The organism is Fundicoccus sp. Sow4_H7 (genome assembly GCF_052115865.1).
Classification (GTDB): Bacteria; Bacillota; Bacilli; order Lactobacillales; family Aerococcaceae; genus Fundicoccus_A.
Window position 1 is genome coordinate 230,800 of sequence record NZ_JBQKME010000001.1, and the last position, 17,340, is coordinate 248,139.

The following is a 17,340-nucleotide window of genomic DNA, read 5'->3' on the forward strand; positions in this document are numbered from 1 at the left end:
ACAATCTATTTGCTAACGCTTTTTGACGATAAATACATTTGAAGTAAAGAAATAACGAGAATAATCACAAACAAGATCATTGCAATGGCATTGGCATAACCAACATCATTGTTAGAAAAAGCTGCGTTATATACAAGTAAGCCTAAACTCATCGTCACGTTTTGCGGCCCGCCACCTGTTAAAGCCATAATGCTATCAAAAGCCGTCACACCCGCTTTTAAAGCTAAAATAAATACAATACTAATCGAAGGGGCTAAGTGAGGTAACATAATATGGCGAAAAGTTTCCCACTTATTTGCACCATCAATTTGTGCGGCTTCAATAATTTCCTGAGGAATACTTTGTAATCCACCTAAAAAGATAATAATTGGCATCGCAACACCTTGCCACAAACCAACGAAAGCAACCGCAAATGGAGCGGTATTAATATTGGCTAATAAGTTTTGTTGTAAAAACTCAATATTCAATAAACGACCAATTTGTGGGATACCATAGTTAAAGATTTGACTGAAAATCAAACCAACCGTTACGGTACTTAAAACGGCTGGGAAAAAATAGGTTGTTCTAAAAAAGCTTCGACTAGGTATTTTTGAGTTTAATAATAAAGCGCCAGCAATCCCGATCACAATCTCACCAACAATTAAAATAATGGTATAGAGTGCCGTAAAACTTAAACTGTTTCGAAAACGCGGATCACTAAAAGCCCTTGTAAAGTTACCGAAACCTATAAAATTCCATTCGCGCGTTAAACCTGACCAGTCCGTTAAGCTATAATATGCCCCTTGAAACAAAGGAACAAAGAAAAATATGAGCTGTAAAATAATAGGCATTAAGAGGAAGAGATATCCCCAATGATAATTTCTCTTCGATTTCATAAATTAAATACTCCTTTAATAATAAATAAGAGCTAGGACATCATAGCCTAGCCCAATTTCTTTGGTAATTTCTAGTTTTTCATTGCGTCGAAGTGGTTGTTTAATCCATTGACAAGAACACTGATGTCGCCGCCACTATTAATATAATCAACGGTTGCATGCCAGAACGCATCTTCAGAATCCCATTCAGATTGTAACCACACAAATTGTTGATCAGTGTTAACTAATTTTGAAACAGGCTCAGTTTGCTCAAACGGGAAGTGATCTTGTAATGCCGTTAAAGTGGTTGGCATACCATCAACATCATAATATCTTACTAAGACATCTTCACGTGTCATATACTCTAAGAATTGCAAAGCTAATTCTTTGTTTTGGGATTCTTCGCTAACAGAAAATGCTAAGTCCGCAGCACCTACGGTTAACTCCTGACCGGCTTCTTGACCAGGATAAGCAAAAGTACCTACTTCAAAGCTAGGTTGTTGTTGCATAATAACTGGCAATGCCCACATACCGTTAGGGAAAATTAATCCTTGACCATTCACAAAGGCTGCGACTGCATCAGCATAAGAAGCACCATTCGCATTTGGTTGCGCGTTATCTACTAATAAGCTTAACTGTTTGGCCACATTTTGTGTCACTTCATCGTCAGCAGAAATGGCACCCACATCACTAAATCTCAAGTATTCATTCGCTTCTTCTGGACTACCTGTTGCATTTACCCAAGCTAATTGGTGGTAACCATTTAAAGTCCAAGCATCAGCGGTTGAAAATGAACCTGCAAATGGAATATGCTCAGCTGCATTAATATCAGCTACTAACGTTTCAAATTCTTCCCAAGTTGTCGGAACAGCAAGACCTAACTCTTCAAACTTATCCACATTGTAGAAAAAGCCCCATGAATTCGTTGTTAAAGGCAAGTTATAGACACGATCATTAATCGCGTATTTTTCAGCAGCTTCATCAACTAAATTCGATAAAAATGCTTCTTCAGTTAAATCAACAAAGCGATTGTCAGCTGCCCATTGCTTGAAATCCGCATTTTGTGGGTAAACATTAATCACATCTGGCGCTTCGTTGTTAGCCATGCGTGTTCTTAATACTGTCCCAGCATCTGGTACGGTTACAACTTCTGCATTGACACCGAATTCAGCATTAAAGTCTGCAACAATTTCTTGTAAAGTTGCTTGCATTTCAATCTTCTGGTTGAATATTTCTAATCTGCCTTCTTGTGCGTTCACCGTTGCAGGAACGACTAAACTCAAAGCCGTCGCTGATAACATCAACCATTTTGACATTTTCTTCATTATTTTTCCTCAACTTTCTTTAATATAATTTGTTTACTATAAAAATCTTCTTGCTTCACTGGAATAACAAACCCTAATACCATTAATTCTTCACCCGAATAAATATCTCCGTCAACTTCGTACAAGGCATCCTTTTCTAAGTCTTTCAATCTCACCACACTTTCAGTAAACTCCACATCACTTAAAACTTTAATGTAAGTGACAACAACACCTTCATCACCGATAAACTGATAGGCAAACTCATTTGTTGGATGAACAGTTTCTAATCGCGTCCGCTCACCTAATTGAATAATTGGACGAATCGATTTATATAAAGCAATATTTTCTTTGATCTCGCTAAGCTCACTGTCACTCAATTGGGTTAAATCAAGTTCATAACCTAAGTTCCCCGACATGGCCATATGGTTACGCGTTTCTAATGGTGTAATCCGACCCGTTTGGTGGTTAGGGACAGCTGAAACGTGAGACCCCATTGTTATCGTCGGATATAAAAAGGTCATACTGTTTTGAAGTTGGATACGAGAGATAGCATCCGTATTATCACTGGTCCAAACTTGTGGGAAATAACGCATAATGCCCAAGTCATTCCGACCACCACCGCCGGCACAACTTTCGAATAGTACATCTGGAAACTTATTTGTTAAGTAATCAAAGATATCATACAAGGCTAGCATGTATTTATGTGGCAGCATGAGGTTCTCTTTTAAATTATTATAAGAACCCACATTTGTAATATTGCCGTTCATATCCCACTTAACATAATCAATTTTGTAAGTAGACAAGTAGTGACTAAGTGTTTCTTTAATATAGTCTGCAACTTCTGGTTTGGATAGGTCTAATACCAATTGGTTTCTTGAATAAGTGTGGGGACGATCCGCAACTTGGATAGCCCAATCTGGATGTTGACGGAATAAGTCGCTATCGACAGAAATCATTTCTGGTTCAAACCACAAACCAAACTTCATCCCTCTACCATGTACTTCTTCAATTAAATGATCCAGACTATGGGATAATTTTTCTTCGTTGACCGTCCAATCACCGAGAGCCCGGTTGTCGTCAAAACGATTACCAAACCAACCATCATCTAATACAAACAGCTCAATTCCTAAGTTTTGTGCTTTGTCGGCTAAATCTGTTAGCTTATCAAAATTAAAGTCAAAATAAGTTGCTTCCCAATTATTAATGAGAATAGGTCGTTCTTGTCTTGCATACTCTGGACGTACGATATGGTCTAAGATAAATTGATGACTGACATGACTCAAATGATTTAAACCTTGAGAAGAGAAGTTGATAATGGTTGCAGGAGTTGCAAAACTATCTTGTGGACTTAGTTCCCAACCAAAAACAGATGGTTCAAAACCGATGCTGGCACGTAATTCTCGTAATTGATTTTTTTGTACCGTTGCATGAAAGTTTCCACTATACATTAATTGGATAGCCAAACATTCTCCATAAGAATCATTCACATCTTTTTCGCCTAGAATTATTGAAGGTGTTTGACCATGTCCGCTGGCGCCACGATTAGAAGCGATGCTGTGGATACCTTGGTTGATTTTTGAACGAACCATTTCTTTTTCACGTCCATAAGCACCTTGGAATGTGATGGATGTATAATCATGTGGCTCTAAATCAATCATAAAACTATCGAATTTTTTAATCATCAATCTTTCATTCGAGTGGTTGATCAGTTTACGGTAAGTAGAAATCGTACTTGATTCTTCATACACCGTAAAATGTATTTCTAAAGTCAAATCCAATACATTATCAACAAGTTCAAATACGATTGTTTGCGTTTGTTGATTTAAATCATATGGAAATGGTAAAGGCTTTTCCTCTGGAACTCCGTCATATATACGGTATGACTTATATTTAAAATCAGATAACTGATTTTTTTTGTTTGCGATAACAATGGAAGCCAAACGAAAATCCCCTAAACCTTGTTGTCCGAGAATTTGACGTTGGGTATCCATAGAAAAAGTTCTGTCATCTGCATATGGAGCAGGCGAAAAAGCATGATCTTTGTTAATTAAACGGTTGGAATTGTTATAAGAAGTAACATTTTTTCCTATATGTCTTACCATTAAATAATCATGATACTGCTCTAAAATAAGTGAAAAACCTTTCGAATGAATAAAAAACAATGAATCCTTAATTTGTATCGTCAATCATATACCTCCTCTAACTATAATATTATTTTACTATAATGAAAACGCTAAATGCTAGAAAAAAGCAGCTGTAATATGGTAAAATGTTACTATTAAGAGGGGTGGCAGTTTGGAAGCGTGTTATATTATACTGACTATGAATCCAATACAACCGATTTAAAGGTTGAATTTTACGGATATGAAGATTGTCAACCGAATCAATCCTTTGGTCCGGAAGTACGGGAATTGTTTGTCTTACATTTTATAGAAAAAGGGAGCGGAAAGTTTTATTGTGACAATCAAGTTCATTCATTGAAACAAGGTGACTTATTTTTATTAAAGCCTGGAGTTGAAACTTATTATCAAGCAGATGATGAAGAACCATGGTCCTATTTTTGGATTGGATTGAGTGGTAATAAATCCATGAATTATTTGCAACAATCCACTTTGTACATAGAGAATATTTTGACTAACATCAGCAAAAAAGATGCAGTTAAATTTGAAGAGATATTTAGAGGGATTATTGATTTAATGGGGCTCAATAATTTTAATACTTATTATCATTTATCTTTGTTTGAAAAGACTTATTCTCTTCTAAGTCTCTTGATAGCTGTCTCAGCAAGGGATGAACTGAATAATTTATCACAAAAAAGAACTTATGCAATACAAGCTAAAAATTATATTGACGCTCACTATGCTAAAGATATTCGAATCAACGAATTAGCTGAAACAATGGCTTTAAACCGAAGTTATCTAACAAGAATTTTTAAAGAAGAATATGACATAAGTCCTAAAAATTATTTAACGCAAGTTAGAATGGAAAAGGCAAAACAATTACTCGTTGATACAGATTGGCTTATTACAAAAATTAGCCAGACTGTCGGCTATAACGATGTATTAGCATTTTCATCATCATTTAAAACATATACAGATGTATCACCAACTGAATATCGTGAAACATATGAGCAGTATCATCATTCGATCATAAGACGTAAAAATGAATAATACATTTTTTCTTGTTATGATTTTTCTGTTTTTTAATCATTTAGATAGACAAAAATAATAAATAAAGTAGTAACTGTGATTGTAAAATTGTTGAAGGCATTATTATTCCACTAAAACTTCAATAAAATTGTGTTTAGTCTTAAACCGTTTGCAAAACCGAAGATAGTCTAGGTTTTATGTAAGTTTTTATTTTTGCTTAAAAAATAAAATATTATAAAAAATACAAACGAATAATTATATTGACTTCGAGTTGATTCAAAAAAATCATAGAAAACAAAAAAACTCTAAATAATCTTGATTTATAGCGGTGTTTAATAGTACTATATGCATATATATATTTTTATTTTTTATGTTTATATTTGGTGTTTTTTAATAATACAGTAGGAGAGGAATGTAGTAATGAAAATTTATTTTGATAAGCCTCAAGATAAATGGGAGGACAGTCTTGTTTTCGGGAATGGACATCTTGGCGGAATGTCAAAGGGAACCATTGCTCATGAGATGATTAATTTAAATGATGACCGTTTTTGGTCTGGTACTTCTAATCGACCTCAGCAAACCTATACTAAAAATTATCTTTCAGAAATAAGAGAACTTATTAAAAACCGAGCATTTAAAGAAGCAGAAGCTTTAATTGAAAAGCATATGTTAGGTTATTTTACTGAAAGTTATTTAGTATTAGGTTTTTTGTCATATATACAGGATATTCAACAAGAAGTAGAGGATTTTTCTCACACTTTAAATCTTGAGGAAGCAACCATTCAAACATGTTTTACGCATGAAGGGGTTAACTACGAACGCAATTACTTTGCTTCCTATCCAGATAAAACCATGTATTTTGAATTTAAGCAAACGCAGTTGGATAAAGCTGCGAGCGTTACTTTTGAAACGCCCTTTAGATCATCGACTAAAACAAAAGACCATAAATTATACATTGAAGTAGAAGCGCCCACTCATGTTGTACCTGACTATATTAATGATCCTAATCCTGTCCGCTATGAAGGTGAAACAGAGAAATATCACTATGTGTTTGAACTCTTACGAACCGATGGAGATTGGTTTATAACCGATAATGGATTTGAATTATGTAACTTTACGATTGTACAGTTTGCTTTTAGAAGGTTAGAAGATATTGATATCAATCCATTTGAAGAAGCATTGGAATTACATATTAATGATTATCAAAACTTGTATAAACGAGTTGCGATGCAATTAGGACCGGAAGTCGAATTACCAATTGACCAACGGGTGGAACGATTGCGGAATGGAGAAAAAGATGATCAGCTGATTGCTTTATATTTTCAGTTCGGACGTTATCTAATGATTTCCTCTTCAAGGCCTGGAACGTTGGCTGCCAACTTACAGGGCATTTGGAATTGGGAAATTCGACCACGATGGTCAAGTAATTACACAACCAATATCAATGTTCAAATGAATTACTGGGGTGCCGATTTGGTTAATCTCAGTGAATGTTCTGAACCTTATGTTGATTTGGTGAAGTTGTTGACTGAGTCAGGAAAGAAAACGGCTCAGGACCTATACGACATTGAAGGTACAGTGATTCACCATAATGCTGATAAGTGGGGAAATACAGCTCCTGTAGGTAGACAATATGGTGCGGATAGTGGAGATGAAGGTGCTACGACTTGGGCATACTGGCCAATGGCTGGTTTGTGGATGGCAGCTGATTTATATCGTCATTATGAATTCATAGAAGATGAAGAGTATTTACGTGATACCGTGTTTCCAGTATTATTGGAAAATGTGAAGTTTATCAATGGTTTTGTCGTAGAAATTGATGGTGTGTATCATACTATTCCTTCGACATCGCCAGAAAATCAGTATTATGACGATGAAGGAAATGCTGTTAGTATAGCAGTGTCGTCAACAATGGATTTGACATTGATTAATGAAGTGATTGGATTGTTTGAACAGGCAATGGATATTCTAAAAATCGAAGATGAAGAGAGTATTGCTGTTTTAAATAAATCACTTAATATAAAAGACAACTTAGCTTCAATACAAATTGGTGAAGATGGATCAATCTTGGAGTATCAAGAAGCGTTTAAAGAAGTTGAAGCAGGTCATAGACATTTCTCGCATTTATATGGAATATACCCAAGTAATTATTTGGATGTAAGTTATTATCCAGCAGCTAAAAAAGCTGTTGAAAAAAGAATGCAAAGTGGTGGAGGACATACAGGGTGGTCAAATGGTTGGCTAATTAACCTGCATGTAAAATTGGGAGAATATGAAAAAGCTTATGAACATATTATTCATGCCATTACAAAAGCATCCAGTAAAAGTCTTTTAAGTCTACACCCACCTTATCAAATAGATGGCAATTTTGGTGTAATGACGGGGATTGCGAACTTGTTAGTGGAAAGTGAATGGATGACATTCAATAATAATGATTTTGAAGCCAGAAATGTATCTGGTTTAAAGATAAAAAGATAATCAACTAATTGTTTATGGAGGAACCACATGGAAGAAGAAATTTCACTTTTGGAGATTTTTCAGTTTTTAATCAAGCATAGCTTTACAATTATATTTTCAACATTAGTAGGAGCAGTAATAGCTGCTTTAGTTGCTATATTTTTGATTAACCCAACATACAGCTCTCGAGCAGAATTGATTGTTAACCAAAGATCGACTGAAGCAACAACAATTGCTCAATCCGACATTAATACAAGTATTATGTTAATTAATACATATCGTAATATTATTTTAGCAGACTCAACAGTTCAGATGGTTAATGATGAATTAGGAAATCGATTTTCAAATAACGAAATTAAAGAAGCATTGAATGTAACTCAACAGCAGAATTCACAAACATTTGTGGTAAGTGCAGAGATGGAGTCACCACAAGATGCACAAGAAGTTGTACAAACAACGATTGATGTCTTTAGTCGTCAGGTTCAAGATTTTTACCAAACCAGTAATCCGAATATTATGATATTATCCCCTGCATCATTTAATCCTAATCGAGTATCTCCTAATGTTTTACTTTATACAATGATTGGAGCAATGCTAGGTTTTATTATAAGTCTAGGAATATTATTTATTAATACGGCTTTAGATACGAGAATCAAGAATCCAAGTTTTGTAGAAGAGTTAGGATTAGTCAATTTAGGTGGGATTACTGATATTGCAGATGCTAATTCAAAAGAATATATACTTGGTCCTTCATCTAGAGCTGACAATAAGCGTAGAAAGGTTTAATCTAATATGTTTAATCGATCAAGAAAAGAAGAATATAGAAATAATAAAAAACGTATACCTTTAATTTCTTTTGTAAAACCACAAAGTATTCAAGCAGAAGAATTTCGAACAGTCAGAACGAATATAGAGTTTGCACAATTCAACAAAGATGTTAAATCAATTGCAATCACATCAAGTGTGCCGAATGAAGGAAAATCAACTGTTTCAGCTAATTTAGCGCATGTTTTTGGCGGAATAGATAATAAAAATGTCCTGCTAGTAGATGCAGATTTAAGAAATCCTACGATACATCGATCATTTAGCTTAGATAACTCACAAGGACTATCGACTTTACTCTATGACAACACAGTGAAATTTAACGAAATAGTTCAAAAAAGTCGAGAATTAAATATGTACTTTTTACCGAGTGGCCCAATTCCACCAAATCCATCTGAGTTATTGTCATCTGCAAGGATGACTCAGGTAATGGGAGAATTGGCTAATAGTTTTGATATTGTTATTTATGATACACCACCTGTAACGTTAGTTACAGATGCTAAAATAATAGCAACAAAAGTCGATAATGTCATTATCGTTGTAAAAGAGAACTATAGTAGAAAAGACACATTAAAAACTGCCATAAAAGAATTAGAAAATATCAATGCAGATATCCTTGGATTTGTTATGACTAATATGCATCAAGGTGAAAAAGAACAATACGGTTATGGGTATGGGAGTTATTTGAAGTCAGAAGGGAATTAAAGCTTAGAAATTGAGAATGTCATTATTTTTACATAGTTTTTTAGTGAAATACAAATAGTAACTTTTTAATAGTACTTGGTTTACTAGGTTTGTTGAAATAAGAAGCAAGAAACTCAAAGTCTACTTAACTAATCAATCAAAAGTCACATTACATTATAAGATTCTTTTATATAAATAATAAATTTAGATTTTATTTTTGAATTTTTAAGTATCAAAGTATTATATCCGACAGTGCTCCATTGAATAATTTCATCAATAATGAATTTAGAAAATTTTTAAAATTCGGGGCCGGGCAATAAGTCCCAACAACACTTAGACCAAACAATATAAATAACCATCTCAGTCGATTTCAAATGACTGTGATGGTTATTTTCATTTTGTGGAGAATCTTTCTAGTATTACCCAATCTGAGTGATACCTTTTCTTAGGATGCCACTCAACTTTGTTAAATTCATGCTCATTAGAAGCAGTCCGAGATCATTTCTCACCCCGACTTCTCCTCTGACATGAACTCTACGCACACCAAAGTTACGCTTCATACGCCCGAAAACTGTCTCAACATCAATCTTACGTTGAGCGTATTTTCGTTTGCCTGAATCGCTTTCTAATGCTTCTTTTGCTTGGCTTTTTGTAGAAGTCCCACACGGCATTGATACTGATTGTCCGTTGATGACCTGAAGGTGTCAGCACAAGAGTGTCTAGTTCTGGACTGGCTTGCGTTTTATCTGCTTTATACACTTTGAAATCCCGTGTAAAGCCTGATTTGTCAGTCCGTTGGCTGTGATGGCTAAAACTAAATTGGACACCATCATGATCAACGTAACAGTCTAACACTTCATCATAGGCACAATTGTGTCGTTTGGTTGGATCGTTTTTATAAGCTTTTGTTTGTTCTTTGCGGTACATGCCATGAGGAATTAACGCTTCTTTTTCTAACTCGTTCATTAGGTAAGCGTAATTTTCCACACTTCCATACTCTGCATCAGCTACAATACTTTTGAATAAACTTAACGTTGGTAGCGACTCAAGAAAAGGCCGTAAGGTCCTGGAATCACCTGGATTCGGAAAAATTTCAAACCCAACTACATACTGATCATTGGTCGCAATTTGGAGATTATATCCCGGTTTCAATTCACGGTTTTCATAGGATCTTCTTTCGTGCACATAAAGGTCGCGCTAGTGTCTGTTTTTGAGTAATTATTTCGACCTTGGAATGTTGCGTTCGCCTGCTCATAACGCTGCTTGCGAGGTAATAAATTAGTCACAAGCTTTCTCAAATGTTTTTTGATTGTGCGACGCTCCCGTTTATTCGCAGAACCACCTTTAATGGCCTTTGCTTCTGCCTCAATCACTTCATCTAACGTTCCAATGCGTGCTTCAGCTGCTTGAATCATTTGATTCAAGGCTTGACTAGTATTTAATTCATCCTCAGCCATCGCTAAGGCAACCTTGCGTTCAATGAGTTCGTCATACAGTGCTTTGATATCTGCATCCAATTTCGCTTCATATTTTTCGACCGCTTTACGCCAAACAAAAGAATACTTATTGGCATCCGCTTCTACTTTAGTCCCATCTACAAATAAAGCCTCATCTTTCAAATAGCCATGTTCACTCAAAAGAAACGTGAAGTAGATGAATGTCTTTTGAACCAATAATGACGTTTCTGGCTGGACACGAAACGAATTAATCGAGCGATAACAGATATATTCATCGTGAGATAACCACTTCATCGGAATCAACTCTTCATTTATTTGTACGATTTTACGGCCGCTGAAAGTGGCACGAGAATAAGCAAATAATAACATTTTGAGTAACATGCGCGGATGGTGAGCGGGACAACCTGTTAACGCAGGCGCATGAGTAAACTCTTCATCCGGGATTGAGTCAACAAATAGACTGATAAAACGGGCATCGTGAGTGAGCGGGATATCAAAATCAAGATTTAGTACTAACGAACAATCGGGTGTGTTATAATTTTTATACATGGAAGGTCCTCCTTTTTTGGTCCCTATGGTTTTGTGGTTATTACTATTACACCACGGAGGCGCTTCTATTTTAATTTTAACTAATCAAAAAAACGGGTTTCTCACAGTGATTGTGGAAACCCGTTTTTCTATTTTAGAGGAGTTTTTGCCCAGCCCCTAATTTATGTTATTTTTTAAGGTTAGAAAAAATACAAAAAATGAATTGTTATTTCATGAACTACGACTATCTAGATACTTAAGAAATTTAAAGTAAAAGCTGTAATTGATAATTGGATTGCTATGATAGGTCTAATCAATCAAACAAAACATAGACCTCATAATCGAAATCTTTATTTGAGTTATAAAAAGAAAATCAATGCAATTTTTTTGCCTTCCACTTTGGAATTTGTCTTACCTAAGCTTGAACACATAATTAATAATACATTTAGGAATGATAGATTCTTTAAATATATAAATTATTGAAAACTGATATAGAGAGTGTGAGAAATTTGAAAATTTTAGTTACAGGTTCAGCCGGATTTATTGGAAGCTTTTTAACAAAAAAATTACTAAGTATAAAACATACCGTAGTTGGATTAGACAATCTAAATAGCTACTATAATCCAAAGCTAAAAGATGCAAGATTAAAGTTATTAAGTAATGAAAAAAATTTAAGTTCGTTCATGCCGATATCTCAGATAAAGAGTTCATTATGGATCTATTTAAGGAAGAACAATTCGATATTGTAATTAACTTAGCAGCTCAAGCAGGTGTTCGGTATTCAATTGAGAATCCTGATTTCTATATCCAAAGTAATGTCATAGGATTTTACAATGTTTTGGAAGCGTGTCGTAAATATCCAGTGAAACATCTATTATATGCCTCATCAAGCTCAGTTTATGGATCAAACAAAAAAATCCCTTTTGAGGAAACTGATTTTGTGGATAATCCGGTTTCACTATATGCCGCTACTAAGAAATCCAATGACTTAATGGCTCATACATATAGTCATTTATTTAATATTCCTGCCAGTGGACTTCGTTTTTTTTACTGTATATGGTCCTCTAGGTCGTCCTGATATGGCTTACTTTAAATTTACAGATATGTTCTTTAATAATGAACCGATTCATATTTATAACAATGGCGATTTCGAGAATGATTTATATCGTGATTTTACTTATGTTGACGATATTGTGAAGGGAATTGATTCTTTAATGAGTCATCCACCGGTTAAAAACGAAAATGGCCCTGCACATTCTGTTTTCAATATAGGTAATAATAATCCAGAAAAATTAATGGTCTTTATTACTAGTTTAGAGAAAGCTCTTAGCAATTCACTAGGGCGTGAAGTTGAATTTGAAAAGATCTACGAACCAATCAAACCAGTCGATGTGCCAGCTACATATACTGCAACAGATAAACTAAATGAAGCAATAGGCTTTAAGCCAGAAACATCTATTCAGGATGGTTTACAGAAATTTACTGATTGGTACGTTGAATATTATAATAAAAAATAGATGTTCTATAAAATAGTCATGACGGCTTATCGTTTTGGCTATTTTCTTATGGTTTAAACACATGTTGTTATGTTAATATAGTTTATGTAGTTTATATTGAAATTTTAAGGAGTATACTATGTATATAATTATTAAAAGAGTGATTGATTTTATGCTTTCTTTATTAGCACTTATTGTTCTGAGTCCTATTTTTCTGATATTGGCTGTTTGGATTAAACTAGATTCTAAGGGGCCGGTTTTCTTTAGACAGAAACGAGTAGGGAAGAATAAAGAGTTTTTCCAAATTTACAAGTTTAGAACGATGAGAACTGATACACCGAGTGATATGCCGACACATTTATTAACCGATCCAGATGCTTTTATCACGAAGTCAGGAAAGTTTTTACGCGAGACTAGCCTTGATGAGTTGCCTCAGATTATTAATATTCTGAAGGGTGAAATGGCGATTATTGGACCACGTCCTGCTTTATGGAATCAAGATGATTTAGTAGCGGAGCGAGACAGATATGGCGCAAATGACGTTTTACCAGGTCTTTCAGGTTGGGCACAGATTAATGGACGTGATGAGCTGCCTATTCCAATTAAAGCGAAATTAGACGGTGATTACGTTGAAAGAATGAGTTTGGCTTTTGACGTGAAATGTTTCATCGGAACCATTACGAGCGTTTTAAGAAGTGACGGGGTTGTTGAAGGCGGAACAGGTGTCATTGAGAAAGCTAAGAAAGAAGTAGAACAATAGTTTTTGGACGCATTGATTAAGAACATCATGAGTTAAGTCGGGGTAATTTATTTACCCCGGCTTTTTTTATGTTAGTTAACTTTTCAAAAAAAAAAGTTTTCTAACGATTCGTTTAAGCGATTGTCTAAATAGCGTGATGCATAGTATACTGGATTCAGACAGTTGGTTTGTTTCAAGTATTGTGGAAAATAGTCTGTACGGATTTTTTTTTTGTTTTTTTAATGAAAAGTATTTTGGAATTAGACTAAGGGAATATTCGGACAGGAGAATTATGATGACAATATACGATCAAATCATCAATAAAGAAACGAAGTTATCGGTCATTGGCTTAGGTTATGTCGGTATGCCGATAGCGGTGGCATTTGCGAAGGTTGCGGATGTGATTGGCTTTGATAACAATGAAAGCAAGATTGAGTTATACCATCAAGGCATTGACCCGACAAAAGAAGTGGGGGACGAAGCAATTAAAGCCACAAGCCTTGAATTTACAAGTGATGCAACACGTTTATAAAGAAGCCTTGTTTCATATTGTGTCGGTCCCTACACCGATTAACCAAAATAAAACGCCTAACTTAAATCCAGTGGAAAGTGCAACGCGCACCATTGGAAAGAATTTAAGTAAAGGATCCATTGTTGTCTATGAGTCGACGGTATATCCGGGTGTTACGGAAGATGTGTGTATTTCGATTTTAGAAGCGGAATCAGGTTTGAAACACGGCATTGATTTTGCGGTGGGTTATTCACCGGAAAGAATTAATCCAGGAGATAAGGTACACACACTAGAGAATATTATCAAAAAAGTATCCGCAACAACCGACGAAGCCTTAGATGAAATTGCGAAAGTATATGAGTTGGTGATTAAGGCGGGTGTACACCGTGCGCCAAGTATTAAAGTGGCGGAAGCAGCTAAAGTGGTTGAGAACAGCCAACGTGATATAAATATTGCCTTCATGAATGAGTTAGCTTTAGTGTTTGACCGTATGGGCATTGATTCAAAAGATGTGATTGATGCGATGAATACGAAATGGAATGCTTTAGGCTTTACGCCCGGTTTAGTGGGTGGGCACTGTATTGGGGTCGATCCTTATTATTTCGTCTATGAGGCAGAGAACTTAGGTTATCATAGTCAAATAATTAAATCAGGTCGTGAGATCAATGATAGTATGGGTGAATTCATTGCTGATAAAATTATCAAAGGCTTAATCAAAACAGGCAAAAAAGTCATTGAGGCGAAAGTGGTGGTATTGGGTTTAACCTTTAAAGAGAATACCCCAGATACGCGCAACTCTAAAGTGGGCGATATACTCAAGAGATTAGCGGAGTATGATATTAAACCTGAGATAGTCGATCCATGGGCGTCTGAAACAGATGCATTAAAAGAATATGGTGTAACGCTATCTAAGTATGAAGACATTCAGGATGCAGACTGTGTTGTCTTAGCCGTAGGTCATGAAGCGTTTAAAGCATTATCAGTAGAAGATATTGAAGCATTATATAATCCCAAATTAACAAACGGAGAGCGTGTGTTGATTGATATTAAGAGTATCTTAGATCATGAACAGTTTACTTCAAAAGGTTATGCTTATTGGAGACTCTGATTAACAAACTATTCTAAAAAAATCATCGTGATTCGAACTATTAAGGGATATAAGGGTTGAACTAAACGATTACACTAAGCAAATCTAGTACAGCCATGCGATTTGAAGAGACTTCTGTCGTGCGGGAATTTTCGTGAAGACTTATACCGTTTAAGCGCTAGAGAAGAACCAAAAAGTTGAATAGGGGCTGGGCAATAAGTCCCTCGTTCTCTGGTTTTTTTTTGGATTCATAGTAGTAGGTACTTCTAGCGATTCCAAGGACCTCGCACATTGCTGATACCGAGTATTTGTGAGCGTTATTACGGATTACATCTGCTTTCGTCCCATGATCAGCGCGGCTTGCTTTAAAATATCATTCTCCATCATTAGACGTTGATTTTCTTTGCGAAGCTTGATTAATTCCTCTTCTTCAGGGGTACGATTATCCTTTTCTTTGAAAGAGCCAGAAGCTTGGCTTTGTTTCACCCATTTATCAAATGCAGAGGCTGTAAGATCATATTCACGTATAATGTCTGCACGTGGTTTTCCGCTTTCATAAAGTCGTATTAATTGGCTTTTAAATTCTGGCGTAAACGTTCTGCGTACTCTTTTTTCAGTCATGGTAGATTCTCTCCGTTTCAGGTTCTTTTATTTCATTCTACTAGACCTTAATTTTACTGTCTAACTTAGTGTAGCCTATTCATTAGCCATATGCTAAGAGACGAAAGTTAACTAAAAAATGACGAACGAGTCAATGTGATTTTTTTACTTTGGCTTATTTTGTATGTTCCTATATAGAAAAATATGATATTATAGAGTTGTCGTCTGAAATTAAAAATAAATGAAATGATTAATAGGGTTTGTTAAGATTTAATTTTTTTGTTGTTAAGATAATGAATGAGGTTATTTGATTAGCTTAAGGTACCAAAGCATATCTCCAATTATATAAGTTAGAACTATGTGTACGAATCACCCAATCGATAAATCTATCTATTAGGTGATTCTATTATAAAAGTTGAGGAAATCTTATAAAAACAAACTCTGATGAATTATCACAGATTTTTAAGATTCGAAGGATGAAATGTCTATTATTAAAACAAGGCTTGTCTTTTTGAATTGACGTGAGATGTTTTGTAGTAACAATAACCAGAATGACCAGATTATTAAGATGTGAGGTTATTTTTGAGAGGACTAATAATAGATTAAATAACAGTGGATTCTTCTAAACGATTTTATGACTACACGTAAAGAAAATATAAGTGAACAAAAAATATTGAGTGCACAGTCAAGATACATGTGCATGAATAGTATTGAATGGAACAAATATAAATTGTGATATGAGACTATGCAATTCTTTAATTAAAATAGTGTTGTTGATTGAATGAGTATAACGACGTGAGTATCTTGAAAGGATAAAGAGGCTGTAAGGTAGTAATACCGAGGGTTTCAGCATAACTCACAAATGTACTAATGTTACAGAGGCATTACACATAGTCCCATTCGATCAAATCATATATTTGTGCAAGATATAGTGTTTAATTAAGTACCACATACAATAATAGATCAAGGAAATAAGGTGTTCTACACACCACCAATATACATTTACATAGGGCAGGAGGAACTATCATGGTTTACTTGAAAATCAAAAGATTAATAGATATCGTACTTTCAGGTTTAGGACTAATCATTTTAGCTCCTGTTTTTTTATTACTTATAATCGCAATCAAGGTCGACTCCCCTGGACCTGTTCTCTTTAAACAGAAGAGAGTCGGGATTCATAAGAGTCATTTTCATATATTGAAGTTTAGGACCATGAGAATTGATACGCCATCTGATATGCCTACTCATTTGTTAGAGAATCCGGATCAGTGGATTACTAAGGTAGGGAAGTTTCTACGAAAGACTTCGCTAGATGAACTGCCACAAATCATCAATATCTTTAAAGGTGAGATGAGCATAATCGGTCCTAGACCTGCTCTTTGGAATCAATATGATCTGATTGAAGAAAGAGACAAGTATGGTGCAAATAATGTGCCGGTTGGACTTACTGGATGGGCGCAGATTAATGGTAGAGATGAACTTGAGATTGATGTGAAGGCTAGACTTGATGGAGAGTACGCTGAAAAGATTGGTCTTCTGATGGATTTCAGATGCTTCTTTGGGACGATATTTAGTGTTCTTAGAAGTGATGGTGTTGTTGAAGGTGGGTCTGGAACGAAAAAAGCTGATAAAGAGTCAGCGAAACATTAGGG

The 17,340-nt window shown here is 35.1% G+C and carries 12 protein-coding genes and 3 pseudogenes; 8 read left to right on the forward strand and 7 right to left on the reverse strand.

Going from position 1 to position 17,340, the window contains the following annotated elements:
• Positions 1-5: 5 nt before the first annotated feature.
• The 3 genes from ACTQ54_RS00870 to ACTQ54_RS00880 all read right to left on the reverse strand — a co-directional run bounded on the left by ACTQ54_RS00870 (position 6) and on the right by ACTQ54_RS00880 (position 4,344).
• Positions 6-875 (reverse strand): carbohydrate ABC transporter permease, encoded by an 870-nt coding sequence (locus ACTQ54_RS00870; RefSeq protein ID WP_441753949.1) that lies wholly within the window; start codon positions 873-875, stop codon positions 6-8.
• A 71-nt stretch (positions 876-946) separates the two neighbouring features.
• Positions 947-2,179 carry an extracellular solute-binding protein gene (locus tag ACTQ54_RS00875; protein WP_441753950.1) on the reverse strand — a complete coding sequence of 411 codons (1,233 nt, stop codon included), beginning with the start codon at positions 2,177-2,179 and terminating at the stop codon, positions 947-949.
• Positions 2,179-4,344 (reverse strand): alpha-galactosidase, encoded by a 2,166-nt coding sequence (locus tag ACTQ54_RS00880; protein WP_441753951.1) that lies wholly within the window; start codon positions 4,342-4,344, stop codon positions 2,179-2,181. The genes ACTQ54_RS00875 and ACTQ54_RS00880 overlap by 1 nt, the downstream gene beginning before the upstream one ends.
• Positions 4,345-4,461: 117 nt before the next feature.
• Between ACTQ54_RS00880 and ACTQ54_RS00885 the strand changes: the two genes are divergently transcribed.
• The 4 genes from ACTQ54_RS00885 (at position 4,462) to ACTQ54_RS00900 (ending at position 9,291) form a co-directional block, all read left to right on the forward strand.
• Complete coding sequence (locus tag ACTQ54_RS00885; RefSeq protein ID WP_441753952.1) at positions 4,462-5,328, forward strand: AraC family transcriptional regulator; 867 nt, start codon at positions 4,462-4,464, stop codon at positions 5,326-5,328.
• A 399-nt stretch (positions 5,329-5,727) separates the two neighbouring features.
• Entirely contained in the window at positions 5,728-7,785 is a 2,058-nt protein-coding gene (locus ACTQ54_RS00890) for a glycosyl hydrolase family 95 catalytic domain-containing protein (RefSeq protein WP_441753953.1), read from the forward strand.
• 27 nt (positions 7,786-7,812) lie between these two features.
• Positions 7,813-8,550, forward strand: a complete 738-nt coding sequence (locus tag ACTQ54_RS00895) for a YveK family protein (protein WP_441753954.1) — start codon at positions 7,813-7,815, stop codon at positions 8,548-8,550.
• Between the two features lie 6 nt (positions 8,551-8,556).
• Positions 8,557-9,291, forward strand: coding sequence for a CpsD/CapB family tyrosine-protein kinase (locus ACTQ54_RS00900; RefSeq protein ID WP_441753955.1), 735 nt, complete (start codon positions 8,557-8,559; stop codon positions 9,289-9,291).
• Between the two features lie 398 nt (positions 9,292-9,689).
• Here ACTQ54_RS00900 and ACTQ54_RS00905 read toward each other — a convergent pair whose 3' ends face one another.
• Genes ACTQ54_RS00905 through ACTQ54_RS00915 form a run of 3 tightly spaced genes read right to left on the reverse strand, consistent with a single transcriptional unit; the run spans position 9,690 to position 11,276 of the window.
• Entirely contained in the window at positions 9,690-9,941 is a 252-nt protein-coding gene (locus ACTQ54_RS00905; RefSeq protein ID WP_441753956.1) for a transposase, read from the reverse strand.
• Positions 9,859-10,455: a transposase gene (locus ACTQ54_RS00910; RefSeq protein ID WP_441753957.1), complete on the reverse strand. Its 597-nt coding sequence runs from the start codon at positions 10,453-10,455 to the stop codon at positions 9,859-9,861. The genes ACTQ54_RS00905 and ACTQ54_RS00910 overlap by 83 nt, the downstream gene beginning before the upstream one ends.
• Positions 10,419-11,276 (reverse strand): transposase, encoded by an 858-nt coding sequence (locus tag ACTQ54_RS00915; RefSeq protein ID WP_441753958.1) that lies wholly within the window; start codon positions 11,274-11,276, stop codon positions 10,419-10,421. The genes ACTQ54_RS00910 and ACTQ54_RS00915 overlap by 37 nt, the downstream gene beginning before the upstream one ends.
• 488 nt (positions 11,277-11,764) lie before the next feature.
• Between ACTQ54_RS00915 and ACTQ54_RS00920 the strand changes: the two are divergent.
• The 3 genes and pseudogenes from ACTQ54_RS00920 (at position 11,765) to ACTQ54_RS00930 (ending at position 15,109) form a co-directional block, all read left to right on the forward strand.
• A pseudogene (locus ACTQ54_RS00920) lies at positions 11,765-12,772 on the forward strand (GDP-mannose 4,6-dehydratase).
• Between the two features lie 118 nt (positions 12,773-12,890).
• Entirely contained in the window at positions 12,891-13,511 is a 621-nt protein-coding gene (locus ACTQ54_RS00925; protein WP_441753959.1) for a sugar transferase, read from the forward strand.
• 271 nt (positions 13,512-13,782) lie between these two features.
• Positions 13,783-15,109: pseudogene (locus ACTQ54_RS00930) on the forward strand (nucleotide sugar dehydrogenase).
• A gap of 214 nt (positions 15,110-15,323) precedes the next feature.
• Here the strand turns inward: ACTQ54_RS00930 and ACTQ54_RS00935 are convergent.
• Positions 15,324-15,709: pseudogene (locus ACTQ54_RS00935) on the reverse strand (transposase); the annotation flags it as partial.
• Between the two features lie 1,005 nt (positions 15,710-16,714).
• On the opposite strand from ACTQ54_RS00935, the gene ACTQ54_RS00940 reads away from it, so the two are divergent.
• Positions 16,715-17,338 (forward strand): sugar transferase, encoded by a 624-nt coding sequence (locus tag ACTQ54_RS00940; protein WP_441753960.1) that lies wholly within the window; start codon positions 16,715-16,717, stop codon positions 17,336-17,338.
• Positions 17,339-17,340 lie beyond the last annotated feature (2 nt).